At 61.7% G+C, this 25,769-nt stretch carries 19 protein-coding genes and 1 pseudogene; 11 read left to right on the top strand and 9 right to left on the bottom strand.

The window, feature by feature from the left end:
• Positions 1-9 precede the first annotated feature (9 nt).
• From C4J83_RS14965 to C4J83_RS14955, 3 genes are all read right to left on the bottom strand, one after another.
• Positions 10-1,275 (bottom strand): NupC/NupG family nucleoside CNT transporter, encoded by a 1,266-nt coding sequence (locus tag C4J83_RS14965; protein ID WP_106580359.1) that lies wholly within the window; start codon positions 1,273-1,275, stop codon positions 10-12.
• A gap of 54 nt (positions 1,276-1,329) precedes the next feature.
• Positions 1,330-1,728 (bottom strand): cytidine deaminase, encoded by a 399-nt coding sequence (locus tag C4J83_RS14960; protein ID WP_256587063.1) that lies wholly within the window; start codon positions 1,726-1,728, stop codon positions 1,330-1,332.
• Between the two features lie 315 nt (positions 1,729-2,043).
• Complete coding sequence (locus tag C4J83_RS14955) at positions 2,044-2,949, bottom strand: LysR family transcriptional regulator (protein WP_106580361.1); 906 nt, start codon at positions 2,947-2,949, stop codon at positions 2,044-2,046.
• A gap of 150 nt (positions 2,950-3,099) precedes the next feature.
• Here C4J83_RS14955 and C4J83_RS14950 point away from each other — a divergent pair, with 150 nt between their 5' ends.
• Together C4J83_RS14950 and C4J83_RS14945 are read left to right on the top strand one after the other, a co-directional pair.
• Positions 3,100-3,297 carry a tautomerase family protein gene (locus C4J83_RS14950; RefSeq protein ID WP_164487938.1) on the top strand — a complete coding sequence of 66 codons (198 nt, stop codon included), beginning with the start codon at positions 3,100-3,102 and terminating at the stop codon, positions 3,295-3,297.
• 50 nt (positions 3,298-3,347) lie between these two features.
• Positions 3,348-3,698 (top strand): annotated as a pseudogene (locus C4J83_RS14945) (putative quinol monooxygenase); the annotation flags it as partial.
• On the opposite strand, the gene C4J83_RS14940 reads toward C4J83_RS14945, so the two are convergent.
• Positions 3,691-5,010: an LLM class flavin-dependent oxidoreductase gene (locus C4J83_RS14940; protein ID WP_124417457.1), complete on the bottom strand. Its 1,320-nt coding sequence runs from the start codon at positions 5,008-5,010 to the stop codon at positions 3,691-3,693. The pseudogene C4J83_RS14945 and the gene C4J83_RS14940 overlap by 8 nt on opposite strands.
• Positions 5,011-5,033: 23 nt before the next feature.
• Positions 5,034-5,990: an ABC transporter substrate-binding protein gene (locus C4J83_RS14935; protein ID WP_124417456.1), complete on the bottom strand. Its 957-nt coding sequence runs from the start codon at positions 5,988-5,990 to the stop codon at positions 5,034-5,036.
• Between the two features lie 317 nt (positions 5,991-6,307).
• On the opposite strand from C4J83_RS14935, the gene C4J83_RS14930 reads away from it, so the two are divergent.
• From C4J83_RS14930 to C4J83_RS14915, 4 genes are all read left to right on the top strand, one after another.
• The gene (locus C4J83_RS14930) at positions 6,308-7,915 is read left to right on the top strand and encodes an efflux transporter outer membrane subunit (protein ID WP_256660684.1); all 1,608 of its coding nucleotides are present in this window, start codon (positions 6,308-6,310) and stop codon (positions 7,913-7,915) included.
• Between the two features lie 91 nt (positions 7,916-8,006).
• Positions 8,007-9,119 (top strand): efflux RND transporter periplasmic adaptor subunit, encoded by a 1,113-nt coding sequence (locus C4J83_RS14925; RefSeq protein ID WP_177416173.1) that lies wholly within the window; start codon positions 8,007-8,009, stop codon positions 9,117-9,119.
• 9 nt (positions 9,120-9,128) lie between these two features.
• Positions 9,129-12,194: an efflux RND transporter permease subunit gene (locus C4J83_RS14920; RefSeq protein WP_124417454.1), complete on the top strand. Its 3,066-nt coding sequence runs from the start codon at positions 9,129-9,131 to the stop codon at positions 12,192-12,194.
• 22 nt (positions 12,195-12,216) lie between these two features.
• The gene (locus C4J83_RS14915) at positions 12,217-13,152 is read left to right on the top strand and encodes a LysR family transcriptional regulator (RefSeq protein WP_124417453.1); all 936 of its coding nucleotides are present in this window, start codon (positions 12,217-12,219) and stop codon (positions 13,150-13,152) included.
• A gap of 194 nt (positions 13,153-13,346) precedes the next feature.
• On the opposite strand, the gene C4J83_RS14910 is transcribed toward C4J83_RS14915, so the two are convergent.
• Complete coding sequence (locus C4J83_RS14910) at positions 13,347-14,288, bottom strand: cupin domain-containing protein (RefSeq protein ID WP_124417452.1); 942 nt, start codon at positions 14,286-14,288, stop codon at positions 13,347-13,349.
• Between the two features lie 279 nt (positions 14,289-14,567).
• Between C4J83_RS14910 and C4J83_RS14905 the strand changes: the two genes are divergently transcribed.
• On the top strand, positions 14,568-15,437 hold the full coding sequence (locus C4J83_RS14905; RefSeq protein WP_124417451.1) for an isocitrate lyase/PEP mutase family protein: 870 nt from the start codon (positions 14,568-14,570) through the stop codon (positions 15,435-15,437).
• Positions 15,438-15,482: 45 nt separating this feature from the next.
• On the opposite strand, the gene C4J83_RS14900 is transcribed toward C4J83_RS14905, so the two are convergent.
• Positions 15,483-18,101 (bottom strand): type III effector HrpK domain-containing protein, encoded by a 2,619-nt coding sequence (locus C4J83_RS14900; protein WP_124417450.1) that lies wholly within the window; start codon positions 18,099-18,101, stop codon positions 15,483-15,485.
• Between the two features lie 463 nt (positions 18,102-18,564).
• Here C4J83_RS14900 and C4J83_RS14895 point away from each other — a divergent pair, with 463 nt between their 5' ends.
• Complete coding sequence (locus C4J83_RS14895) at positions 18,565-19,887, top strand: OprD family porin (protein WP_124417449.1); 1,323 nt, start codon at positions 18,565-18,567, stop codon at positions 19,885-19,887.
• Here the strand turns inward: C4J83_RS14895 and C4J83_RS14890 are convergent.
• Entirely contained in the window at positions 19,874-20,365 is a 492-nt protein-coding gene (locus C4J83_RS14890; RefSeq protein WP_106580373.1) for a winged helix-turn-helix transcriptional regulator, read from the bottom strand. The genes C4J83_RS14895 and C4J83_RS14890 overlap by 14 nt on opposite strands.
• A gap of 107 nt (positions 20,366-20,472) precedes the next feature.
• Between C4J83_RS14890 and fabF the strand changes: the two genes are divergently transcribed.
• From fabF to C4J83_RS14865, 3 genes are all read left to right on the top strand, one after another.
• Positions 20,473-21,741: a beta-ketoacyl-ACP synthase II gene (gene fabF / locus C4J83_RS14885; RefSeq protein WP_106580374.1), complete on the top strand. Its 1,269-nt coding sequence runs from the start codon at positions 20,473-20,475 to the stop codon at positions 21,739-21,741.
• Between the two features lie 71 nt (positions 21,742-21,812).
• Positions 21,813-22,193, top strand: a complete 381-nt coding sequence (locus tag C4J83_RS14880) for a RidA family protein (protein ID WP_119740507.1) — start codon at positions 21,813-21,815, stop codon at positions 22,191-22,193.
• A 686-nt stretch (positions 22,194-22,879) separates the two neighbouring features.
• Positions 22,880-24,859 (top strand): peptidase U32 family protein, encoded by a 1,980-nt coding sequence (locus tag C4J83_RS14865; RefSeq protein WP_124417448.1) that lies wholly within the window; start codon positions 22,880-22,882, stop codon positions 24,857-24,859.
• On the opposite strand, the gene C4J83_RS14860 is transcribed toward C4J83_RS14865, so the two are convergent.
• Positions 24,837-25,742 (bottom strand): DMT family transporter, encoded by a 906-nt coding sequence (locus C4J83_RS14860; RefSeq protein WP_124417447.1) that lies wholly within the window; start codon positions 25,740-25,742, stop codon positions 24,837-24,839. The genes C4J83_RS14865 and C4J83_RS14860 overlap by 23 nt on opposite strands.
• Positions 25,743-25,769 lie beyond the last annotated feature (27 nt).

Raw genomic sequence — 25,769 nt, 5'->3', positions numbered from 1 at the left:
CTGTGCTCCTTACAGCGAAATGAAAAAGCCGACAATCGCCGCGCTCATCAGGTTAGAAAGCGTGCCGCCGATCATCGCCCGCAAGCCCAGCCGCGCGAGTTCCTCACGGCGTTGCGGGGCGATACCCGTGAGGCCGCCCAGTTGAATGGCAATCGAAGACAGATTGGCAAAGCCGCACAGGGCGAAGGTGACGATCACCTGGGTATGCACCGACAACAGCGGCACGCCGGCTTCGGCGGCTTTGGCCGGGGTCAAATAGTTGGCCAGATCGGCGTAGGCGACAAACTCGTTGAGCACCAGTTTTTCGCCGATAAAACCGCCGGCCATGACCGCCTCATGCCACGGCACCCCGAGCAGAAAAGCGATGGGCGCCAGCACGTACCCAAGGACCAGTTGCAAGGTCAATTGCGGGTAGCCAAACCAGTTGCCCGCCCAGCCCAGAAGCCCGTTGAACAGCGCAATCAACGCGATAAATGCCAGCAGCATGGCACCCACCGACAAGGCCAGGCGCAAGCCAACCTGGGCGCCATCGGCGGCGGCGTCGATGATATTGGTGGGGCGATTCTCGGCCTGGCCCAGCTCCTCGATCACCTGTTCGGTGCGGGCGGCTTCGGTTTCCGGCTCCATGAGTTTGGCCATCAACAGAGCGCCCGGTGCCGACATGAAGCACGCCGCGATCAGGTACTTGAGCTCCACGCCCAGCCCGGCATACCCCAGCAGCACCGAGCCGGCCACGGCGGCGAAACCACCGACCATCACCGCGAACAACTCAGAGCGCGTCAGCTTGGCAATGAAGGGCCGTACCACCAGCGGCACTTCCGACTGGCCGATGAAAATCGCCGAGGTCACCACCATCGACTCGATGCGGCTGGTGCCCAGCAACAGGCGCAAAGTGCCGCCCACCAGCCGAATGATCCAGCCCATCACGCCGATGTAATACAGCACCGAGATAAAACTGCCGAAGAACACGATCATCGGCAACACCCGGATGGCGAACACAAAACCACCACTGCCGAACACTTCAAACATGTGCGGCGAGCTCAGGCCGCCGAACAGAAACTCGATGCCTTTGTTAGCGTAAAGCTGCAGCGACGCCACCGCCCCCGACAGCGAGGCGAGCACCGTCTGGCCCCACGGCACGTAAAGCGCAAACGCGCCGATCAAGACCTGGATCAAAAACGCCACCGAAACCGTGCGCCAGTTGATCGAGCGTCGTTGATGAGATAAAGCAATGGCAATGAGAATAAGCGTCGCTATTCCGACAAGACTGATCATGCAGGCGTCTCAACAATGGACCACGCGAATGCAGACTCGAAGGCCTGCCCAGGATTAGAAAGCGTCGAAGGCGCCCGGCAGCAATTGCTCCAGGGTCCAGGTGCGCGTGGCGGCCGGGTCACTGCCCTGACAGATCACCACCGCATCCTTGGCCATCAACTCCAGCATCACCTGGCGGCAGGCACCGCAAGGGCTTATCAGTGAAACGTTGGGTGCATAAACAGCCATGGCTTTGAAACTGCGCGGGGCATGGCCCTGGCTGATAGCGCTGAACAAGGCGCTGCGCTCGGCACAGTTGGTCAGCCCGTAGGAGATGTTCTCCACGTTGCAACCCTGCACCACCTCACCGTCGGCAGTCAGCAATGCCGCGCCCACGGGGAAATGGGAGTAAGGCGAGTACGTGCTCTGGGCGGCACGCTTTGCCTGTTCCATCAAACGCTCTTCAATTGTCATGCACAGGGTCATCCCATCTTATTGCGAGCACGTCCAGGGCGGTCGTGACGCTATTGTGGTGTTATTTAAATAACAATTGATGTGAATATTCAATCTTTTTCTGCACCTGTGAACGCACGTTCATGATGCCCGCGCAATTGCAGCGCACCACCTATCGCCTGAGCGGTCGCTGATCGCCTCCTTGCACACCGCGCAGCACGCGGAAACTGCGCATGAGGTAATTGGCGTTGGCAGGTTCAAGCACACCGGTCTGAGCTGACCGACCAGGCACGAATGAAGTAAGCCGGTCGAAAAGTCGATTGCGGTTTTATTCACCTACAACGGCCACTGCGCACACCGCTTGACCAGCTCATCCACCACGTACCTCACCTTCGGCCGCAAGTGCGATACCTTCGGCCACACGGCATGTACATCAACGGCTTCCGGTTCGTAGGTGTGCAGCACCTCAACCAGGCGCCCCGCGTCGATATCGTCCTGGAACAGGCTGCGCGGCATCTGGCACAGGCCAGTGCCGGCAACCGCCGCCAGAATCATGGCTTCGCCATCGCCAATCTGATGCGCGGCGGGAGGCGCGTACCACTGCGTACGCCCTGCCTGCATGACTCGCCAGGCCAAAGGCTGGCCACGTCGATGCCCGACAATGCAGCGGTGATGGCTTAGGTCTTCAAGGGTTTGAGGCATTCCAAACCGTGCCAGGTAACCGGGCGCGGCACAAATGGCCCAGCGTTGGCGCGTCAACCGCCGCGCTACCAGCCCACTGGTGTCCGGCAATTCGCCGAAGCGCACCAGCAAATCAATCCCCTCTTCGAACGGGTCCACCAAGTGGTCGGAAAACGTCAGGCTCAATTGCAGCGCGGGGTATTTATTGGCGATCTCGAACAGCAAGGGCGCAACCACGCGACGACCGAAAGCCACCGGCACATCGACACGCAAGCGCCCCGAAGGCTCACCCCCATTGGGGCCCAAGCCACTTTCGGCGGTGCCGATTTCTTCCAGTGCCGTAGAGCACGCCAGGTAGTAAGCCTCGCCATCGGCGGTGAGGGAAATTCGCCGCGTGGTGCGATGAAACAGCTGCGTGCCCAAGCGCTCTTCAAGCCGTGCGATGGCTTTGCCCACGGCAGATTTCGACAGGCCCAAGCGCTCCGCAGCCTGTGTGAAGCTGGCCGAACGCGCGGCGACGACAAAGGTGATAACACCCTGGAAGGAATCGATAGGGACCATGCCGCACTCGCTGATTGTAGAGTTTTAGTCTACCCAGACTATAGCCAGAGGCCGTTTATCGCCAGCTTGCTCAACAGTAGGATGGCCTCAGTCACATAGCGGTGCACATGGCGCACTGCTCCCAGACCAATCTCTCAAGAGGAATACGTCATGCCCGTCGTACGAGTGAGCTGGTTCGAAGGTAAAGAACACGCGCAGAAAGCCGCAGTTGCCGCCGACATCACCGAAAGCATCGTCAAACACACCGGTACTGATGCCAATTACATCTACGTCATTTTTGAAGACGTTGCGCCGTCCGATTGGGCCGGTGCCGGCAAACTCTTCGCAGGCGCCCCCGACAAGTCTTGAGCGCCTCCCACTCAACAGGCGCCGCCTGGCGCCCCTGACGGAAACCCAGCATGCACCCTTATATTTCCTGTTTGTTTACCCTTGAAGTACAGCCCGCAGCGTTCGCCGAATTCAAGGCACTGATCGCCACCATCGTCACGGCCACCCGTGCCGAGCCCGGCACCCTGATTTACGAATACAGCGCAAATGAGGATACCCGCACCGTGCATATCCTCGAGCGCTACCACGCTGATGCCGTGGTCAGCCACGTCGACACCACGTTTGCACCCTTCGGCCAGCGCTTCCTGGAACTGTGCAGCATCACCAGCCTGGTGGTGTACGGCACGCCGGATGCCGAGATCCGCAAGCGCCTGGACCCGTTCGGCGCAGTGTACATGACCCCGTTTGACGGCTTCAGCCGCCAAACCGCGGAATCCCCAGCCCCAAACTCTCGCGCAACGTCGTCCCCTCATACGCCGTGCGATACACCCCACGCGCCTGCAGCAACGGTATGACTTCCTGCGTAAACCGCGCGAACTGCTGCGGATGCCCAATATAGATATTGAACCCATCCACCGCCCGCGCCTGGAGCCACTCCTCCATCTTCCGTGCAACCGTGTCCGCCGTGCCCACAAACGCGCCCGGCCGCAGTTGGCGACCAAACTCCACTGCTTGGCGCAGCGTGAAACCTTTCTCCCGTGCCTGGTCGGCAATGCGCTTGGCATTGGTGAAAAAGCTGCTGCGCGCTGCTTCCAGGCTCTCTTGCGGAAACGGCGCATCGAGGTCGTATTGGCTGAAATCATGCCAGCCGAAATTGCGCCCGAACTCCTTCAGCGCCAGCTCGAAACTGTGATCGGCGTGATGGTAGTGCTGCTCGATTTCCCGAGCGTGCTCATCGGTGTCGCCCACATAGACCTCGGCGCCGGGCATCACCAGCAATTGCTCCGGGTCGCGCCCCCGTTGCGCCGCCCTGCCCTTTATATCGCGGTAAAACGCCTGGCCCTGTTCGATGCTGGCCGCGTGGGTGAAGATTACGTCCGCCGTGGCGGCGCCCAGGTCGCGACCTTGCTCTGAGTCGCCAGCCTGGAAGATCACCGGCTGGCCTTGCGGCGAGCGTTGAATGTTCAGCGGGCCGACCACCGAAAAATGTTCGCCCTTGTGGTTCAGGCTGTGCAGTTTGCTCGGATCGAGGAACTGGCCGGTTGCACGGTCACGCACGAAGGCGTCTTCCTCGTAGGAGTGCCACAGGCCTTGCACCACGTGGACGTGCTCGGCGGCGCGGCTGTAGCGCGTGTCGTAATCGTAATGTTCGTCGCGGCTGTAATTGCCGGCGGTGCCGGCGTCGCCGCTGGTGACCACATTCCAGCCGGCGCGGCCTTTGCTGATCAGGTCGAGTGAGGCCAGGCACCGGGCCACGTTGTAGGGCGAGTTGTAAGACGTGGTCAGCGTACCGACCAGGCCCAGATGCCGCGTGCTGACGGCCAGCGCAGAGAGCAGCGTCAGCGGTTCCAGGCGGTTCAGGTAGTGGGATGGCGAGCCCGGTGTGATGAATTGGCTGTCGACGATAAACATCAGGTCGAACAGCGCCGCCTCGGCCTGGCGGGCAATGTCGATGTACCAGTCGACGTTGACGCTGGCGTCGGCCGGCAATTGCGGGTCGAGCCATAGATTGTGGCGGCCCGGCCCACCACACCCCATGGTCAGGGCGCCGAGTTTGAGCTGTCGTTGGGTCATGTCGGAAGAGTTCCTTGAAGCGTTCACGGCTGGGTTTGGGCGACGGCGGGTTGCAGCGAGGCCGAGAAGGAATCATCGAACAGGCTCGCTGCGGAGTAAGACTTGACCAGGCCTAGGCTCGCGAAGAAGTCCACGGTCGTTTGCGCCTCGACAGGCGACTGGGCCGTCAGGGGCTCGACCGTCGTGCGCGCTCGTGCAAACCAGGCGCGTGCGATTTCGGCGTCGGCGCGGGTGCGCTTGGCCCACGCATCGGCATACGCGTCAGCGTTGGCCGGGCTTTGGCGCGTCCAGTCACGGGCCTTTTTCAGGCGCTGGAGGAAGTCACTGATTTGCGCGCGTTTGGCCTCGACAGCCTTGGCGTTGGCGGCGATGAAGCTCTGCGCCGGGATCAAGCCTTCAGCGGTTGCGAGTACCCGCGCCCCTTGGCGTTCCTGTTGTGTGACGTAGGGTTCCCAGGTGGCGATGACGTCAACCGAGCCACCTTCCAACGCATGGGAAGCGTCGAGTGCGCTGAGGTAGCGCAGCTGGAGTGAGTCGCGCGGGACGCCGGCTTTGTCCAGCGCGGTAAGCAGCAATTGCTGGCTCCAGGAGCCCTTCCAGACCGCCGCACGTTTGCCGGCAAGGTCGGCCAGGCTGTGGATCGACGAATCCTTTCTGACCAGGATGGCCACGCCGTCGAGGTTTTGCCGGCTGACGGCAATCACCTTGATCGGTGCACCCAATGCGCCCAGGAACAGCACCGGCGCGTCCCCCAGCAAGCCGATATCCAGGCTGTTGGCATTCAGCGCTTCGGCGACCGGCGAGCCTGCGGTGAATTGCTTCCATTCAAGCGTGTACGGCAGGTTTTCGAGCACGCCCGCCGCTTCCATCACGGCTTGCGCGTTGTAGCTTTGATCGCCCACCACCAGCGTTTGCGCGTTCGCGGTCAGGCACAGCAAGGTGGCGGCCAACCCGGCCGCCAGTGTTGTCAGGTAACGCACGTTCGTCTCCAGATGCCTGGTCAGGCATGCAAGTCGATCCGCGCGTGCGGTCTCGGCAGTGTCAGTAGGGGTTCATACGATGCCGTTATAAAGACCGCCTGTACAATACTGATAACGCATAACCTAATTCACAAATAATGCAACTTAAGCATTTTCACGCCGCGCGCGTTGCGCCGGCACATTGCACAGTGCCCTGCGCCACCTACACTGGTTGAAACCCCGGCACCTCGCGGCCTTCTCAAGCCGCCCGGTCGGACGCAGCCGCACGCATTGCTCAACCATGACTGCCGTTGGCCAACTGATTAATCCGAGTAAATATGAAAGAGCAGCTTCGCCAGCGTGCACCCGCAGTGGTGCCAGTCCGCACCCCGTTTCGACATGCCTGTTTGCTGGCGCCGCTGAGCCTGCTGTGCCTCGCCCTCGCCGGCTGTACCGTGGGGCCCGACTTCGAACGGCCCGATGTACCGGCCAATGCCGGCTTTGCCAAGGACCCACTCACGACCACCGCCCAGGCGGACATTGACGCCGGTGGCGCGGCGCAGCGGCTGATCGCCGGGATGGATATTCCTGGGCAATGGTGGACGCTGTTCCGCTCGCCTTCACTCAATGCTCTGGTCGAAGAAGCCCTGCGCGCCAACCCGGACGTCAGCGCCGCGCAAGCGGCACTGCGCCAGGCCAACGAGCTGGTGTATGCCGACCAGGCGTCGCTGTTTCCGTCGGTGAGCGCCAATGTGCAAAAAGCCCGCGAGAAAGTCTCCGGCGTTACCTCGGGCATCCCGGAGTCGCCGATTCTCACAGTGAGTTCGGCGTCGCTGAGCGTTTCCTATGCGCCGGACGTGTTTGGCGGCACCCGCCGGCAAATCGAATCCACCACCGCGCAAGCCGAGTACGAGCGCTTTCAGCTGGAGGCAACTTACCTGACCCTGACCTCCAATGTGGTTAACACCGCGGTCAGCCTGGCGTCGTTGCGTGATCAGGTGGCCGCCACCGAAGAAATCATCACACTGCAGGGCGGTCAGCTCGACCTGCTGCAAGCTCAGCGCCGACTGGGCGCCATCGGCGATAGCGACGTGCTCACGCAGCAAACCGCACTGGCGCAAACCCGCGCGACCTTGCCGCCGCTGCAAAAGCAATTGGCACAGACCCGCAACCAATTGATGGCGTACCTGGGGCGCTTTCCAAACCAGGATCAAGGCGAACGCTTCAATCTGGCCTCGTTGCATCTGCCAGAGGCGCTGCCGGTCAGTCTGCCCTCGGCCATCGTCGGCCAGCGCCCGGATGTGCGTTCGGCGCAGGCGCAACTGCATCAAGCCAGCGCCAACATTGGCGTGGCCGTCGCCAATCAGTTGCCGCAATTCAGCATTACCGGGTCGTTGGGTTCCACGGTGGCAAGCGGCACCAAGCTGTTTTCGGCGGGCAGCGGTGTCTGGAGCCTGGCGGGTTCGATTACCCAGCCGATCTTTGACGCCGGCGCACTCGAGCATCGCAAACGTGCGGCCGTGGCTGCCTACGACGAGTCCGCCGCGCGCTATCGCGGCACGGTAATCACCGCCTTTCAGGATGTCGCCAACGCGCTGCGGGCGCTGGAGGCGGACGCCGATGCGCTGAATCAGCAGGTCGTGGCCGAACACTCCGCGCAAGCCAACCTTGACCTGGTGCAAGCCCAGTTCCGCCTAGGCGCGGTGGCGTATATCAACTTGCTCACGGCCCAGCAAACCTACCAAAACACCGTGCTCGCCCGCGTCAAAGCCCAGGCCGCCCGCTACAGCGACACCACGGCGCTGTTCCAGGCGCTGGGCGGCGGCTGGTGGAACCGCACGGATGTGAACCCCGCCACCCAGGGCACGCCGGACCGCTTCGGCCTGCCGTCGTGGCAAGAGATCATGCCGGCTCACAGTAAAGCCGCGCCCGACTTGAATCATTGAAACAGTGAGAACTCCCATGGCTGACGTTCAGACCGCCTCTACCCTGCCCCCCGAACCCGGCGTACCGCGCAAGCGTCGCTTGTGGCGGCCGATGCTGATCATGATCGTGGTGGTGCTGGTGATTGTCGCGATCATTGCCGGGGTGAAATTCGTGCAGATTTCGGCGCTGATCGCCCAATCCAAAGCGCCCTTGCCTGCCGCCGTGGTGACGGCGCTGCAGGTGCCATTCAGTGACTGGCAACCGAGCGTCTCCGCCGTGGGCTCGATGAAGGCGGTGCGCGGAGTGGATGTAACCACGGAAGTCGGCGGCATCGTGCGCACCCTCGGCTTCACGCCCGGGCAAGAGGTGGCAGCCCAGGCACTGCTGGTGCAATTGAACGCCGACTCGGACATCGCCCAATTGCATTCCCTGGAGGCAACCGCGGACCTGGCCGGTATCGTGCTCAAGCGCGACAAGGCGCAACTGGCGGTCAACGCCATTTCCCAAGCCCAAGTGGACAGCGACACCGCCGACCTCAAGGCCAAACTCGCCGCCGCCGAACAACAGCGCGCGCTGGTGGCGAAAAAAACCATTCGCGCCCCCTTTGCCGGGCGCATCGGCATCACCAGCGTCAACCCCGGCCAATACCTCAACCCCGGCGACAAGATCGCCACGTTGCAGACCTTTGATCCTATCTACATCGATTTTTCGGTGCCGCAGACCCAACTGGAGGCCATTGCCATCGGCCAGGTGGTTTCGGTGACGGCTGACGGCCTGTCAAAGCAGACCTTCACCGGGCGAATCAGCACCATCGACACCCAGTTCGACTCAACCACGCGCAACGTCACCGTCGAGGCGACCGTCGAGAACCCCAAGCAAAGCCTGGTGCCCGGGATGTTTGCCCGTGCGGTGGTCAACTCGGGGACCACCCAGCGCTACCTCACCGTGCCGCAGACGTCAGTGACCTACAACCCTTACGGCACCACGGTGTTCATTGCCACGTCGAGCAAAAACGACAAGGGCGATGAGGTACTCACCGCGCAACAAACCTTCATCAAGACCGGGCCGACCCGCGGTGATCAGGTCGCGATCCTGTCGGGCGTGAAGGAAGGCGATCTGTTGATCACCAGCGGCCAGATGAAGCTCAAGAACGGCTCGCCGGTGAAGGTCGATAACAGTGCCGCGCCGCTGAACGACCCGGCGCCAACTCCCCAAGAACATTAAAGGTGTCCCATGAAGCTTACCGATACCTTTATTCAGCGACCGGTGTGGGCAGTGGTGGTTTCGCTGTTCATTCTGATCCTGGGGCTGCGCTCGATCTTCGAGTTGCCGGTGAACCAATGGCCGCGCACCGAAAACACGGTAGTCACCATTACCACCGCCTACTACGGCGCGGATGCGTCCACAGTCGCCGGTTTTATCACCCAGCCGCTGGAGTCGGCCATCGCCCAAGCCCAGGGCATCGACTATTTGTCCTCAACCAGCATCACCGGCGTCTCCACCATTACCGCGACCTTGCGGCTGAACTACGACGCCAGCAAGGCCCTCACCGAGATCAATACCCAGGTCAATTCGGTAAAGAACCAGCTGCCCGCGCAGTCCCAGGAACCGGTACTCACCATTGCCGTCGGGCAGACCACCGACGCCATGTACCTGGGGTTCTACAGCGACACGCTGCCGACCAACAACATCACCGACTACCTGGTGCGGGTGGTCAAGCCCAAACTGGATTCGATCCAGGGCGTGCAAACCGCAGAGATTCTCGGCGGGCGCCAGTTCGCCCTGCGCGCCTGGCTGGACCCGGACAAGCTGGCCGCGCATAACGTCACGGCGCAGGACGTCTCCACGGCCCTGGCCAACAACAACTATTTGTCTGCCGTGGGCTCGACGCGCGGGCAAACGGTCACGGTCGACCTCACGGCCGGCACCGATCTGCACACGGTGGATGAATTCAAACGACTGGTGATCAAGCAGAAAGGCGATGCCTTGGTGTACCTGGAGGACGTGGCCACCGTCACCCTTGGCGCTGAAAGCTACGACAGCAGCGTGGCGTTTTCCGGCAAGCGCTCGGTGTTCATCGGCATCAAGGCGGCGCCGACCGCGAATATCCTGACCGTCGCCGACAGCGTGCGTGAGGCCTTCCCCGAGCTGCAATCGCAACTGCCCACGGGCGTGCGCGGCGAGATCGTGTACGACTCAACCGAGTTCATCAATACCTCGATTTACGAGGTGGTCAAGACCCTGGTCGAGGCGATGATCATTGTCTCGGTGGTCATCTACCTGTTCCTCGGGTCGTTCCGCGCGGTGATCGTGCCGCTGGTGGCGATCCCGCTGTCGCTGGTCGGCACCTTCTTCATCATGTACCTGCTGGGGTACTCGATTAACCTGCTGACCCTGCTCGCGCTGGTTCTGGCGATTGGCCTGGTGGTGGACGACGCGATCATCGTGGTGGAAAACGTCGACCGGCATATCAAGGAAGAAGGCAAAGGCGTGCTGGAAGCCGCGCTGATCGCGGCGCGGGAACTGGGTGGCCCGATCGTCGCGATGACCGTGGTGTTGATCGCCGCGTACGTGCCCATCGGCCTGCGCAGCGGCCTCACCGGTGCGCTGTTCAAGGAGTTCTGTTTCTCGCTGGCGGGCGCCGTGACCGTGTCGGCCGTGGTGGCGCTGACCCTCTCGCCAATGATGACGTCCAAGCTGTTCAAGTCCGGGCAGGAAGAAGGTCGTTTTGCACGTAGGCTCGACCAGTATTTTGACTGGCTGCGCGGGCGTTACCACCGCGTGCTGTCTGGCGGGCTGAACATATGGCCGGTGCTGGTGACCTTTGGGTTTGTGCTGTTCCTGCTGGTGGCCGCCAGTGGCATGACCGCCAAAAGTGAACTGTCGCCCACCGAAGACCAGGGGCTGGTGTTCATGCAGATCAAAGGCCCGCCGACGGCCTCGCCGCAGCAGATGGAGCGCATCGCCGACCAGGCCTTCCAGATCGCCAGTAAAGAGACGGAATATGCGCAGATGTTCCAGCTGACCGGGCTGCCCATCCTCAATCAAGGCCTGGGCGGCGTGCTGCTGAAAACCTGGGGGGATCGCACGCGCTCGCAGGCCCAGCTGATACTCGACCTGCAGCAAAAGTGGAATCAGGTGCCGGGCGCCACTATCGCGGCTTTTCCGCTGCCGTCGCTGCCGGGCGCCCAGGGCTTGCCGGTGCAATTTGTGATCACCACCACCGACTCCGTGGAAAACCTCAATGAGGTCGCGCAGGCCGTGATGGCCGAGGCGCAGAAACAGCAGTTGTTCTGGTTTGCCGACATGGACTTGAAACTCGACAAGCCGCAAGCCCGGCTGGTGGTGGACCGGGAGAAGATCGCCGCATTGGGCCTGACTCAGGCCGACGTCGGCGCGGCGCTGTCGGCGGCGTTGGGCGGTAACTACGTGAACTACTTCTCGACCGCCGGCCGCTCCTACAAAGTCATTCCCCAAGTGCTGCAGGTCAACCGCCTCAACCCAGAGCAGATCCTCGATTACTACATTCGCACCCCGTCCGGCTCGATGATCCAGGCACGCACCGTCGCGCATATCGAAACCTCGACGCAGCCCGAATCGATCAACCACTTCCAGCAACTCAACTCGGCCACCCTGTCAGGCGTCAGCGGCGTGGCTCAAGGTGAGCTGCTGGCCAAACTCAACACGATCCTGACCAACGTGGCGCCCTCGGGTTACACCTCGGACTTTGCCGGCGAGTCGCGCCAATTCATCCAGGAGTCTGGTGGGTTCTTTGGTTTGCTGATGTTCTCGATTCTGATCGTCTACCTCGCCCTGGCCTTCCAGTTCGAGAGCTTTCGCGACCCGGTGGTGATCCTGTTCTCGGTGCCGCCCGCCCTGTTTGGCGCGCTGGCCTTCATCACCATGGGCTACGCGTCGATCAACGTGTACACCCAGGTGGGCCTGGTGACGCTGCTGGGGTTGATCACCAAGCACGGGATTCTGATCGTGCAGTTCGCCAACGAACTGCAACGCGCAGGTCACAGCAAGCGCGAAGCCATAGAAGAGGCCGCCGGCGTGCGTCTGCGCCCGATCCTGATGACCACGGCCGCGATGGTGCTGGGCGTGGTGCCGCTGGTGTGGGCCTCTGGCGCCGGTGCTGCGGGGCGGCACGACATGGGGCTGGTGATCTTCGCCGGGTTGTCGATTGGTACGCTGTTGACGTTGTTCATGGTGCCGGCGATGTATATGTTTATTGGGGAAACGCACCATCAGCAAACAACACAGACACTCCCAGGCTCAGACTTGAGGACGACATAAACCCAAGCCCGGCAGGTCACACTTGGATTATTTCACCGCGCTGACCGCCTTCGTCGAAGCTGCCGAAGGCAACAACTTCTCGCGCGCCGCCGAGCGGCTCGGCATCAAGGCGTCAACCGTTTCTCGCTACGTGAAGGACCTTGAACAGGACTTGGGCATCGCCCTGTTCAACCGCTCGACGCGCACGCTGCACCTGACCGAGGGTGGCCGGACGTTTCTGCTGCATGCGCGCAGGGTGCTGGATGAGCTTGAACAGGCCAAGGCGGCGACGTCGGCGCTGAATCAGGAGCCTCGTGGGCTGCTCAAGCTCAACTTGCCGCCAGCGTTTGCCCGTCACCGTATCCTTCCCCTGTTGAATACATTTGTGGCTCGCTACCCGCAGATCAAGCTGGAACTGGTATTGGATAACGCCCAAGTCAACCTGATTCATACCGGCGTTGACCTGGCGATTCGCATTGGCGCGCTGGCTGATTCCACGCTCAAGGCGCGCAAGATTTGCGCGGGCAACTACCTGCTGGTGGCCAGCCCGGGCTTTTGCGCTGCGCACCCTGCCCCTTCAACGCCGGCCGAGCTGGCCCGCCTGCCGGCGGTACTGAGTCAGCATGATTTTGCGTTTGCATCTTCTGATGAAGTGGTGCCGCTGGTCCCTCACGACTGTATCCGTATCAACGATCTCGATGCGCAGCTGATCGCGGCGCGCCAGGGCCTGGGGTTTGCCCTGTTACCCGACTGGTTGGTGGCTACCAGTATCGAAGCGGGAGCGTTACAGGTATGGCTGCCAGAATGGAACATCCTCGGTGCCGAGCAGGCATTTTCTGTGTGGTTCGTTTATCCACCCAAGAAGATCGTGTCGTCCAAGGTCAGGTGCTTTATCGACTTCATCGTTGAGCAGTTGGGTGAAACACCTGATTGGAAGCGCCAGGGCCGTCCGTGCCCAAGCGCCCGCCAGCCGACCTAAAGGGTGGGTGTTAAACTCGGTCAAATTGTGGGAGCGGGCTTGCTCGCGAATGCGGTGTGTCAGCACGCTCATTGTTAACTGAACGACCGCATTCGCGAGCAAGCCCGCTCCCACATTAAGGTCTCATCACATCAGCCGATGCCGTGTTGCTGTGCGTTTGCCTCTACCACTCAGAAAGAAACGACCTCTCCCCATCAGCTAAAGCGAATATCCAGCGCGCGCAAGTAGGTTTGCAAGCCAGCATCCTGGATAGGGATCAGGAATGCTTCCTGGTCGGACTCATTGAAGTGCGCGTGCCAATACCCCGGCGGGGTCACGAACGCCAAGCCCGGCGACCAGTCGACGCGTACCGGGTTGCGAATCTGCCCATCGGCGTCCAGTTCGGTGCCCACCAGCGAGTAACAGCCCGTGGGGCAGTCGATGATGAAATCCAGTGCAATCGATTGGTGCCGGTGCGGCTTCTGGATCGAGCCGGGCGGCAGTATGCCGTACATGGCCCACAGCACATGCGTGACGGTTCGGGTCTGTGGAAAGTTGCGGTTACCCAGCAGGATGCTGATACGGCTGCGGTCCTGGGCACGCGGATCATCGGCCGCTTCACGCAGCTTCAGGTTGGCCAGTGCGGCCGGATACAGCGTCGGCGCGAAACGGTCGGTGCTGCGCGTAACCCCCAGGTAGCGCAACAGCGGCTCATCGTGCACGTAGTACAGGCGCGCATCCTGCGAGGCGCGGAACCGGGCTGCCAGCAAGCCGGGCAGCGCGATAAAACAACCGGCCGACCATTCGATCTGGTGTTCGCCCTGGCTGACGCTGCCCTCTCCGGCGATCACATAAAACACTTGGGAGGTGGCATTGGGGTGCAGCTCCACGGTGTCATCGGCGTTCAGGCGGATGAAGTTGGCACACAGCCCGGGCCCGGTCGCCGGACCTTCACAGCCCAGCGCAGCGCTGAGGTCCAGCGCGACCACCCGCGACGGGCCGCTGTCATACAGCGAGGCCGGGAAGCTGTGGTAAGGAATTCGGGTAATCAGATTGGCGCTGATCGGGTTGGCTGCCTTGCTGTATTCAAAATACTCGGCATCGACTTGTTCGGGCGGGGCAGCTACGGCCAGGTCGGGCTTGAATTCGCTGTTCATGGTTCACCTCAGTCTTGGGCTGGTTTGAAACAACTATAGGCATTGCGCCCATCGCGATTAAGCACTCGGTTGGCACAGCAGTTGTGCAAGATGGGGTGGCTATGCTCCTGGATGGTGCGACAGGCCTGTCCATCGCCAAAGCGTGAACCGATGATCCATGTGTCAGGCATCTATCTCATGCTCAAACGTCATAATCCCGCGTTCGTCTGCGTGGTAATCTGACGCCACCATGAATAGACATTGATCGTCACTTGACGATGACCAGAGCCAGGAAAGAACATGCCAAAGATTTCTCACTCAGCACTGCGCCGCAACTTCCGTGAACTGCTTGCCAAACACATCTGCGTTGAAACCGCCTCCGTCTTTGACCCCATGTCTGCGCGCATCGCCGCCGACCTGGGTTTCGAAGTCGGTATCCTCGGCGGTTCAGTCGCATCGTTGCAGGTCCTCGCGGCACCCGATTTTGCGTTGATCACACTGAGTGAGTTCGTCGAGCAGGCCACCCGCATTGGCCGTGTGACCCAACTGCCGTTCATCGCCGACGCCGACCACGGTTACGGCAATGCCCTGAACGTAATGCGCACCGTCGAAGAGCTTGAGCGCGCCGGGGTTGCGGCACTGACGATTGAAGACACGTTGTTGCCCGCGCAGTTCGGGCGTAAATCCACCGACCTGATTTCGGTTGAGGAAGGCATCGGCAAGGTCAAGGCCGCGCTTGAAGCGCGGGTCGACCCAGAGCTGTCTATCGTCGCCCGCACCAACGCTGGCGTGTTGCCGACCGAAGACGTCATCGCCCGCACCAAAGCTTATGAAAAAGCCGGCGCCGACGGCATCTGCATGGTGGGCGTCAAAGACTTCGACCACCTTGAGAAGATCGCAGAAAACCTCAGCGTGCCGTTGATGCTGGTGACTTACGGCAACCCGCAGCTCAATGACAGCGAACGCCTGGCCGCGCTGGGTGTGCGCATTGTGGTGGCCGGCCACGGCGCCTACTTTGCGTCGATCAAGGCGACTTACGACAGCCTGCGTGCGCAACGCAAGTTGACCAGCAGCACTTCGAACCTCAGCGCGACTGAACTGACGCATACCTACACGCTGCCGGAAAGCTACGTGGCGTGGGCGGAAGAATTCATGGACGTGAAAGAGTAAGCCTCAGCCAATCGGCGGCCAGTTCCGACTGGCCGCCGACCGCGGTCAGTAGTTGGCGTTGGGATTACCCACGTCCACGTAGCCATTTTTGGGCGCAATGATCACCTCCAATGGCGGCGGCGTAACGCCAAAGTCATCAAGCTGATCCTTGAGCCCGGTGTACCACTCTTCCTGCTGTTTCTTGCGCGCATTGTCGGCTTTGATGTCGGCAATGATCGCGTAAATCAAGCCACCGACCGCCGCGATGCCGCCCACGGCACCCGCCAGGGCGCCGGCCGCGCCGCCAATCACGCCTGCGGCTTCTGCAACGCCGGCTGCCACCGTGGTTATGCGCGGCACCACGTAGGTGGCGACCTCCACCATGCCGGCCACGGCCGACAGGCCATTAAGCCCCGCGAAGGTGCCCTGGAACCCGGCGCCGACCTTGTCGCCGCTCTGGGCCGAGTTTTTCGCGGAAATGGCCCCGGTGACCAAGCCCAGTACGTTACCCGCCACGCCGCCCAGGCTCTTGCCGACGTTTTCCACGTCCTTCACGTACTTGGGCGCGTCGAACTTGTACGTGCCCTGCTGGGTGCGATCGAACTGGTCCTGGACAAACTTGGCGCCACCTTCAAGGAACAGTCCGGCCGCCTGAAACGACTGCCCGACTGTTTGCGCGGTGCTGCCGCCCTTGCCGCTGGCGATGCGCGTGCCGATGGCGCCTGCCAACAACACGCCGGACACGCCATGCATCACCCCGGCCTTGTACGCCGCGCTGACCCCGGCCGGCAGCTTGCCGCCCCAGGTGCTTTGGACTTTTTTGATCGCATCGTCGAACTTGGCGCCGCCGCGCATGGCGTCGTCCACGGCCCGAATGCCACTGATGATATCGGCGGTTTTCGGTGGGGCCTCGCCAGGTGGCGTGAATGCAGCGATGTTGTCGTTGATCACTTGCTCAAGGCGCGGGTCATTGGCGCCGGTAACGCCCAGGCCGCGGTAGAAGTCATCAATCGACTGGCCTTTAAGCAGGTCTTCGCGCCCCAGCTTGGCGGCGACGTCGTTGAAGCTCGAACTGCCCGCCTGCACGGTCTTGTCGTCCAGTACGGCGTCAAAGATTGCCTTGTTCACACCGGACTGAATCACCGCCTTGTCTGCCGGCACGCCGCTGGCGATCAGGTCGTTGATCTGCTTGCCGCAGGTGATCTCTGCGTACTCGGCGTTGACCTTGTCCTTGATGGCTTGCGGGGCGTTTTCCAGGGCTTTCTTGTAGTCCGGCTGTTTGCCCAGGGCCTGGGCATAGAAGTCCGGGTACTTGATAAAACTCGACAGCGCATCGGTGGTGCTCGCGCCCTTGGCGGCAAACGCGCTTTGCAGCGCGTCGCAACTCGATGAAGCGTCCAGGCGCCGCTCCATCTCGGCTTTCAAGGCTGGGTCGGCGGCGACCATTTTCTGCAGCTGTTCGGTGCCCTGGGTGTTGAGGAACTGCTGCACGTCCGGGTCTTTACTGAGCGTGTCGATGCGCCCTTGCACATCCTTGATAAAGTCTTCGCGTTGCTGGCCCGGTGAGGGGCCGTCGCCTGACCACTCATTGGCCGCATCCGGCCCCTGGTGCGCAAACGCATCGGCACCCGCCTTGTAGTTGGCCAGGCCCGTGGACAGCTGGATGATCGCTGCGGTCTTGTCCGCACCGCTGGCGCTGCTGTTACCTGTGACGAAATAGTCAGCCCCTACTTTGGAGGCGTCACCACCGGCCGCCTTGACGGCGTCTTCGGTGGCCTTGGCATTCAAGTCCTTGATCTGGTCATCCGCGCTGTTGCCGTCCAGGCCCTTGAGGTTGTCGTAGCCGTATTTGCCGAAGTCCTGCAGGCGCCCCGCTTCCGTGCCGTGGCGTGCTTCGCCACCCTTGGTGAAGCCGTCGATGCGGCCATTGCCCACGTTGCCGCCGTCGATATGCTTGCCGGTCTCGTCGTAGTTCTCGACATAGTTGAGCACCTGCGCGGCACGCCAGGCCGCGTCGGCGTCGTGTTCAAAGTCGCCGACACGCTCGCGCAGAGCGTCCTTGACCCCGCTCTGGTTGCCGAGGTTTTTCAGCAACGGGTTGTCTTCAATGATTTGCTCGGCACTGCGGTTGTCGCCCATCGGCCGGCCTTCACCCGGCAACGGCAGATGGTTGGACGGCGCATCGCCCTTGGGCGGCGTGCTGGGTGGGCTATGCGGCAGCTCGCCTTTGAGGGTCTCCCAGCCGTACTTGCCGAAATCCTGCAGGCGCCCGGCTTCGGTGCCGTGGCGGGCGTCACCGCCTTTGGTAAAGCCGTCGACCTTGCCGTTGCCGGCCTCATTGAGTTCTGGCCGCTTGACGGCAGGCTTGCCGTTTTCGTCGAGTTTTTCGATGTGCTCCAGCACCCGGCTCGCGCGGTAAGCGGCGTCCGGATCATGCTCAAAGTCGCCAACGCGTTCGCGCAATGTGTCTTTCACGCCACTCTGGTTGCCGAGATTCTTGAGCAGCGGGTTGTCGTCGATGATCTGCTGCGCAGTGCGAAAGTCACCTTGGGGCCGCTTTGTATCGGGGCCCAGACTGTTGTCGTCGGGCTGATTGCCTAGCGCTTTCGACACCGCTTTATTCCAGTTGGGGTTGTCGCCCGCGTTGGGGGTGCTATCAACCTGACGAAGCTGATTGACTTGCATGGCCTGTCTCCTGATCTGGCATGGGAGAAGGATTATTAGAGGGCAAGTGCAACAGTCTTGTTACATGGGCGAATTTGAATCAAGCGCAATCATATAGCCACCACTGAACGGCGACGGCGTACATAAACTTTTAGATAACTAAGCATTAAAAAATCCGCCGCAGAGCCTGCGGCGGCAAACCAAAGGTTTTTGTCGAAGCAGAGCGGCTAAGACCCTATTAACGCTACACCCGCTGGTGATTAAAAGACGTGAAGTTTAATTAATCGAGTTTAATCCGCCACGCCGCTGCAGGCCGCGAAAAATATGATAAAAATCGGCTTCGGCAACCACGCCGAGCACAATAAAAAACGTCACTACGCTCACCTGAAAACATCTGCCCATAACACTGTATGCGTCCTAAAAATTGCGATGTTTCTGCGCGCGCGTTATTTATTCCGGGGAAGTAAACACCATGATCAAACCCATGATTAGACAGTGCAGCCTGCTCACACTGGCAGTGTGCGCGAGTGTCAGCCAAGTGGCCTTTGCCGAGTCCGTCACCGACCAGGCCGATTCCAAGGGTTTTATTGACGGCAGCAGCATCACGGGCCTGTTGCGCAACTATTATTTCGACCGCGACCGCCAAAGTGGCAAGGCAGACAACCGCGACTGGACCCAAGGCGCAATGCTCAACTACGCCTCGGGCTTTACCCAAGGCACGATTGGTTTTGGCGTGGACGCCTACGCCTATGGCGCGATGAAACTCGACGCTACCCACGCGGATGCTGGCACCGGTGACCTGCCAACCGACCGTCATGGCGACCCGGAAAACGGCTATGGCTCGGTTGGCGCCGCGGTGAAAATCAAGGTCTCCAAAACCCAACTGAAGTTCGGTGACATGCAACCCACGGCGCCGGTCTTTGCTACCGGCGGCACGCGAATTCTGCCGCAGACCGCCACCGGGTTTGACCTGACCAGCAGCGAAATCGCCGGGCTGGACCTCGAAGCCGGGCATTTCACCAGCACCAACAGCGGCATGACCAGCAACCATGACCACGATATTTATGCCACCTACGCCAACGTCGCGGCCAACAGTGCGAGCTTCGTCGGCGGCAAATACACCTTTACGCCATCGCTGAGCGCAACCCTGTACGCCGGTGAGCTGGAAGATATCTGGCGCCAGTACTACACCAACCTCAACTACGTGTTGCCGTTGAGCCATGACCAGTCGCTGGCGCTGGACGCCAACCTGTACCGCACACTCGACACCGGCAGCGCCAAAGCCGGGACGATCAACAACACCACGTATTCGGTGGCGGCGGCCTACTCGTTCCTGGCGGCCCACACGCTGACGCTGTCGTTCCAGAAGGTGCACGGCGACACGCCGTTCGACTACATCGGCACCGGCAACAACGGCGCGGGTGAAGGCGGCGATTCGGTGTTCCTGGCCAACTCGATTCAGTGGGGCGACTTCAACGGCCCGGGCGAGCAGTCCTGGGGCGTTCGTTATGACCTGAACATGGCCGGCTACGGCGTGCCGGGCTTGAGCTTCATGACCCGCTACGTCAACGGCTCCGACATCAACGGCACGCACACGCCGGCCAACAGCGCCTACGTCGGCGACTACGGTGCCGATGGCGACCACCACGAGACGGATGTCGAGGCCAAATACGTGCTGCAAAGCGGCCCGGCGAAGAACCTGTCTCTGCGCGTGCGCGATGCGATGGTTTCGTCAAACGCGGATCAGCGCGACGGCAAATTGAACGAGCTGCGGGTGATCGTCGACTACCCGTTCACTCTGCTGTAACCACCCCAGGCTCCAACCGTTGGCGCATGCCTGCGCTGGCGGCTGGACCGGCCTGCACCACGCACGCATCCAACGGCACGAGTGTGCCTTGGGCCGTGACCATCATCGGTTGCACCGGCTGGCCCGTCTCGCGCTCAACCACCTCGACACTGGTGCCCTCTTCGGCAAAATGCCGATTGCCCCACGCCACCAGTGCCATCAGCACCATGCGCAAATCCTCGCCCTTGGCCGTCGGCACGTATTCATACCGTGGCGGCCGCTCGCTGTAGGCGCGGCGCTCAAGCATCCCGGCGTCCACCAGGCCATTCAAGCGGCGCGTCAACATGTTCGGCGCGATGCCCAGGCTGCGTGAAAACTCATCGAAACGACGCAAGCCATGCAATGCGTCGCGCATGATCAACATGCTCCACCACTCCCCTATCCGTTCAAGACTGCGGGCGATCGGGCATTCGTCGCTGACAAGAGACTTGCGTTGCATAAGGGTTCCCAGGTGCCGGTACAAAGTTGTGTGACGCCATGTTACTTTCATCATGATAGTGACGTCCATAGGGTCTGTACCCTCAACGCAACCGGAGTCAATTGATCATGAGTAAACGTATCGTCGTGACAGGCATGGGCGCACTGACGCCGCTGGGCGCCAGCGTGGAATCCACCTGGCAACGCCTGTTGAACGGGCAGTCGGGCATACGCCGTCTGCCTGAGGAATTGATCGGTGACCTCGCCATCAGCATCGGTGGCCAGGTGCAAAGCGTGCTGCAAGACCCTGAGGCCGGGTTTGACCCTGATCGGCTGCTGGCCGCCAAGGAACAGCGCAAGATGGACCGCTTTATCCTGTTCGCCCTGGCGGCAGCCGATGAAGCCCTCAAGCAAGCCGGCTGGGCGCCTCAAACGCCGCAGGCACAGGAACGCACGGCGACCATCATTGCCTCTGGCGTCGGCGGCTTTCCGGCGATTGCCGATGCCGTGCGCACCACCGACAGCAAAGGCCCGCGACGCTTGTCGCCCTTCACCATTCCGTCCTTTCTGAGCAACATGGCGGCCGGGCATGTGTCGATCAACTATGGCTTGAAAGGCCCGCTGGGCGCGCCGGTAACCGCCTGCGCAGCCGGTGTGCAAGCGATTGGGGACGCGGCGCGGATGATCCGTGCCGGGGAAATCGATGTGGCGGTGTGTGGCGGTGCGGAAGCGGCGATTCACCGGGTCAGCCTGGCCGGGTTTGCGGCGGCGCGGGCGTTATCCAGCGACTTCAATGACACGCCTGAGCGGGCGTCGCGGCCTTTCGATCAGGCACGTGACGGCTTCGTGATGGGCGAAGGGGCCGGCATCCTGGTCATCGAAGAACTGGAGCATGCCCTGGCACGCGGCGCGCAGCCCATCGCCGAACTGGTGGGTTATGGCACCAGTGCCGATGCCTACCACATGACGGCCGGGCCGGAAGACGGTGATGGCGCGCGGCGGGCGATGACTCAGGCACTGCGTCAGGCAGGCATCGAGGCAGCCCAGGTGCAGTACTTGAACGCCCATGCAACCTCGACGCCGGTGGGTGACAAAGGCGAACTGGCAGCCATCAAGACCGTGTTCGGCGCCGAGGGCGGCCCGGCCATCAGCTCAACCAAATCTGCTACCGGCCACTTATTGGGCGCTGCAGGCGGCATCGAAGCGATCTTCAGCGTGCTTGCCCTGCGCGACCAGGTCGCCCCGGTGACGCTGAACCTGGACAACCCGGACGCGCTGGCCGATGGCCTGGACATGGTGCGCGGTGAAGCGCGGCACATGCCGATTGAATATGCGCTGTCCAATGGCTTCGGTTTTGGTGGCGTGAATGCCAGCGTGCTGTTCCGCCGCTGGGCGTAACCCCCGGTTTGCCCCTGCCGTGATTTTCGGGGACCATGTGCGCCTTCTGCTACAGCCAACCAGAGGCGCCCATGGCCAACCACGACCTGAGCTACACCCCCGATCCGGATGCCGACTCGATTTCCTCCGACGTCGTCGGCTTCAACGGCATCCTGGTCTCCACCCAGATCCCAACCCGCGCCGATGGCAGCCTCGAACTCGGCGACGTCACCCAGCAAAGCGAATGCACCCTGCAAGCGCTGAAAGTCGCGCTGGAAAAAGCCGGCAGTTCCATGGACCGAGTGATGCACCTGACCATCTACCTCACCGACATGGCTGATCGCGCCGCGTTCAATGAGGTCTACAAACGCTTTTTCGCCAAGCCGTGGCCGGTTCGCGCCGCCGTAGGCGTGGCCGCACTGGCCGTTGAAGGCATGCGCGTGGAAGTCACCGCGATGGCGGCCAAGGCCTGAGTTATCGCTGGCAATACCCATCAAGGGTTGGCGCGATAGCGTCAGATAGACCGAGGTGTCTGCATCGCAGGTAAGCCAAGCAGTGCGATGCTGGCGGTCTGTACTCGGTCAAACTGTGGGAGCGGGCTTGCTCGCGAAGGCGGTGGGTCAGTCAGCTCATGTGTAGCTGACACACCGCATTCGCGAGCAAGCCCGCTCCCACATTTGGAGCTCAGTTCATCAGATAGAAGCGCGTCGCTGTGCTGTTGATCCGCTTTTGCTTCAACCACTCAGGTCGGCTACTAGGCCGCCGTGCTCTGCTTTTGATCTTGATCTGACAGGCCCCGTCAACCACGCTGGCCGAACGCAGGCTTGAATCCGTGGGTAACCCGGCAGGACGCCGGGTTAGCCGCGTTGGGCCATGGATGGCCCGTCGCGGCGGCCCACGGATTCAAGCCGGAGTGAGGGCACACCGAGCCCAAGCGAGGGGCCGAGTGGTGGGGCACAGACCTTTTGGTTACTTTTGGGGCGTTTGCCAAAAGTGACCCGCTGTAAGAGCGGAACCACCAGCCGCCGTGACCACAGCAACGGATATGCCCCCAACCCACCTCCCCCCATTCGCCCAGACAGCCCTGCGGTAGGTGCCCACCCGGCATTTCACAGCTACAATGCCCGCCTCAACCGTGACAAGCCTGACTAAAAAAACTATGTCCTTGCCCAAGCATCACCTGGAATTGCTCAGCCCGGCCCGCGATGTCGCCATCGCGCGCGAGGCTATCTTGCATGGCGCCGACGCCATCTACATTGGTGGACCAAGCTTCGGCGCACGCCACAACGCGTGTAACGAGGTGAGCGACATCGCTCAATTGGTCGAATTCGCCCGCCGTTACCACGCCCGCGTATTCACCACCATCAACACCATCCTGCACGACAACGAACTGGAACCCGCGCGCAAGCTGATCCATCAGCTGTACGACGCCGGCGTCGATGCGCTGATCGTGCAAGACCTGGGCGTGATGGAGCTGGATATTCCGCCCATCGAGCTGCACGCCAGCACCCAGACCGACATCCGCACCCTGGGCCGCGCCAAGTTTCTCGACCAGGCCGGTTTCTCGCAGTTGGTGTTGGCCCGCGAGCTGAACCTGCAGGAAATCCGCGCAATCGCCGATGAAACCGATGCCGCCATCGAGTTCTTCATCCACGGCGCCCTGTGCGTGGCGTTCTCCGGGCAATGCAATATCTCCCACGCGCAAAATGGCCGCAGCGCCAACCGTGGCGATTGCTCCCAGGCCTGCCGCCTGCCGTACACCTTGAAAGATGACCAGGGCCGCGTGGTGGCCTTTGAAAAACACCTGCTGTCGATGAAAGACAACAACCAGAGCGCCAACATCCGCGCCTTGGTTGAAGCCGGTGTGCGTTCGTTCAAGATCGAAGGCCGCTACAAGGACATGGGGTATGTGAAAAACATCACCGCCTATTACCGCCAACGCCTCGACGACGTCCTCGAAGACCGCCCTGACCTGGCGCGCGCTTCCAGCGGCCGTACTGCGCATTTCTTCCTGCCCGACCCGGAAAAAACCTTCCACCGGGGCAGCACCGACTACTTCGTCACCGACCGCAAGATCGACATAGGCGCCTTCGACACGCCCACCTTCACCGGCCTGCCGGTGGGTGTGGTGGAAAAAGCCGGCAAGCGCGACTTGCAGGTAGTCACCCATGAGCCGCTCTCCAACGGCGACGGCCTGAATGTGCTGATCAAGCGCGAAGTCGTGGGTTTTCGCGCCAACATCGCCGACCCCAAAGGCGAGTTCGAAGAAGACGGCGAGAAACGCTACCGCTACCGCGTCGAGCCAAATGAAATGCCGGCCGGCCTGCACCAGTTGCGCCCCAACCATCCGCTGAACCGCAACCTCGACCACAACTGGCAACAAGCCCTGCTCAAAACCTCGGCCGAGCGCCGTATTGGCCTGCAGTGGGTCGCGCGCCTGCGTGAAGACCAGTTGGACGTGACCGCGACCAGCGAAGAAGGCATCAGCGCCAGCGTCACCCTGCCCGGCCCGTTCGGCGTGGCCAACAAGCCGGAACAGGCGCTCGACACCCTGCGCGATCTGCTTGGCCAACTCGGCACCACCGAGTACCACGCCACGCACATCGAGCTGGATGCGCCGCAGGCATTCTTCATCCCCAACTCGCAACTCAAGGCCTTGCGCCGTGAAGTGATCGAGGCGCTGACCGCCGCCCGCGTTGCCGCTCACCCACGGGGGGCACGCAAGGCTGAGACGTCGCCGCCGCCGGTGTACCCGGAAGCGCATTTGTCGTTCCTGGCCAACGTCTACAACCAGAAAGCCCGGGACTTCTACCACCGTCACGGCGTGAAGCTGATCGACGCCGCCTTTGAAGCCCACGAAGAAACTGGCGAAGTGCCGGTGATGATCACCAAGCACTGCCTGCGGTTCTCGTTCAACCTGTGCCCTAAACAGGCCAAGGGCGTGACGGGGGTGAAGACCAAAGTGGCGCCAATGCAACTGATCCACGGTGATGAAGTGCTGACCCTGAAGTTCGACTGCAAACCGTGCGAGATGCACGTGGTGGGCAAGATCAAGGGCCACATCCTTGGCTTGCCGCAGCCGGGCAGCGGCGTGGGCCATTTCAACCCGGAAAACATCATCTTTCAGGGCACGCACTAACCCTTGGGAAGCGGGGCCACCACCAGCCCCGCTGCAACCCCGCTGCCGCCAGCAGAATCGCAACGACCCCCAGCCATTGCAGCCAACCCAGGCGATGCCCAAAGGCGAACCAATCGACAAAGATCGCCGCAATCGGGTAGATGAACGACAGCGCGCCGGTAATGGCGGTCGGCAGTTTCTGGATCGCCCCGTACAGCAACACATACATCAAACCGGTGTGCACCATGCCCAGCGTGACCAGCGCAGCCCAGGCCTGGGTCGCGGCAGGCAAGCTGTGCCAGGGCACCAACGGCGCCAGCAAAAGCGCGCCGGTAATCACCTGGATCAACGCCATCAAGTGGGGTGGAACGTCCTTCAAGCGCTTGATGATCAACGCGGCAATCGCGTACAAAAACGCTGCGCCCAACGCCAGGGCAATGCCGGTCAGATAATCCCCGCCAGCGCTTTGCTGTTCGCCATGGGCGGTGACAATCGCCAACATGCCGAGGAACGCCACGCTCAACCAGGCGAGCTTCTGCACGGTGATCTTCTCACCCAGAAACAGCGCCGCCAGCATCACCAACATGAACGGCTGCACGTTGTACACCGCCGTGCTGATGGCAATCGATGCACGTGAATAGGATTCGAACAACAGCAACCAGTTGCCAACGATGGCCACACCACTGAGCATCGCCAGGCCGAGCTTGGCCCGGGTCAGCAGGTCTCGCCGCAAGTAACCCAGCCACGCACACACCAGCAACAGCGTCAGTGCGCCAATCACGCAGCGCCAGAACACCACTTCGATCACCGACAGGCCAGACACCAGCACAAACCAGCCGATGGTGCCCGAAATCAGCATGGCGGCGACCATTTCCCACGACCCGCGACGAATAGATGTGTCCACGATGGCGCTCCTCAAGTGAGGCTCAAT

Origin of the sequence: Pseudomonas sp. LBUM920 (assembly GCF_003852315.1) — a bacterium.
Taxonomy (GTDB): Bacteria; Pseudomonadota; Gammaproteobacteria; order Pseudomonadales; family Pseudomonadaceae; genus Aquipseudomonas.
The sequence above is the reverse complement of the archived record's forward strand: the minus strand, read 5'-3'. Positions and strand labels throughout refer to the sequence as shown.

Coding starts and splice junctions, on each gene's coding strand:
- C4J83_RS14965 (WP_106580359.1), bottom strand. CDS start 1,275: ATGATCAGTCTTGTCGGAATAGCGACGCTTATTCTCATTGCCATTGCT.
- C4J83_RS14960 (WP_256587063.1), bottom strand. CDS start 1,728: ATGACAATTGAAGAGCGTTTGATGGAACAGGCAAAGCGTGCCGCCCAG.
- C4J83_RS14955 (WP_106580361.1), bottom strand. CDS start 2,949: ATGGTCCCTATCGATTCCTTCCAGGGTGTTATCACCTTTGTCGTCGCC.
- C4J83_RS14950 (WP_164487938.1), top strand. CDS start 3,100: ATGCCCGTCGTACGAGTGAGCTGGTTCGAAGGTAAAGAACACGCGCAG.
- C4J83_RS14940 (WP_124417457.1), bottom strand. CDS start 5,010: ATGACCCAACGACAGCTCAAACTCGGCGCCCTGACCATGGGGTGTGGT.
- C4J83_RS14930 (WP_256660684.1), top strand. CDS start 6,308: ATGAAAGAGCAGCTTCGCCAGCGTGCACCCGCAGTGGTGCCAGTCCGC.
- C4J83_RS14925 (WP_177416173.1), top strand. CDS start 8,007: ATGCTGATCATGATCGTGGTGGTGCTGGTGATTGTCGCGATCATTGCC.
- C4J83_RS14920 (WP_124417454.1), top strand. CDS start 9,129: ATGAAGCTTACCGATACCTTTATTCAGCGACCGGTGTGGGCAGTGGTG.
- C4J83_RS14910 (WP_124417452.1), bottom strand. CDS start 14,288: ATGAACAGCGAATTCAAGCCCGACCTGGCCGTAGCTGCCCCGCCCGAA.
- C4J83_RS14905 (WP_124417451.1), top strand. CDS start 14,568: ATGCCAAAGATTTCTCACTCAGCACTGCGCCGCAACTTCCGTGAACTG.
- C4J83_RS14900 (WP_124417450.1), bottom strand. CDS start 18,101: ATGCAAGTCAATCAGCTTCGTCAGGTTGATAGCACCCCCAACGCGGGC.
- C4J83_RS14895 (WP_124417449.1), top strand. CDS start 18,565: ATGATTAGACAGTGCAGCCTGCTCACACTGGCAGTGTGCGCGAGTGTC.
- C4J83_RS14890 (WP_106580373.1), bottom strand. CDS start 20,365: ATGCAACGCAAGTCTCTTGTCAGCGACGAATGCCCGATCGCCCGCAGT.
- fabF (WP_106580374.1), top strand. CDS start 20,473: ATGAGTAAACGTATCGTCGTGACAGGCATGGGCGCACTGACGCCGCTG.
- C4J83_RS14880 (WP_119740507.1), top strand. CDS start 21,813: ATGGCCAACCACGACCTGAGCTACACCCCCGATCCGGATGCCGACTCG.
- C4J83_RS14865 (WP_124417448.1), top strand. CDS start 22,880: ATGTCCTTGCCCAAGCATCACCTGGAATTGCTCAGCCCGGCCCGCGAT.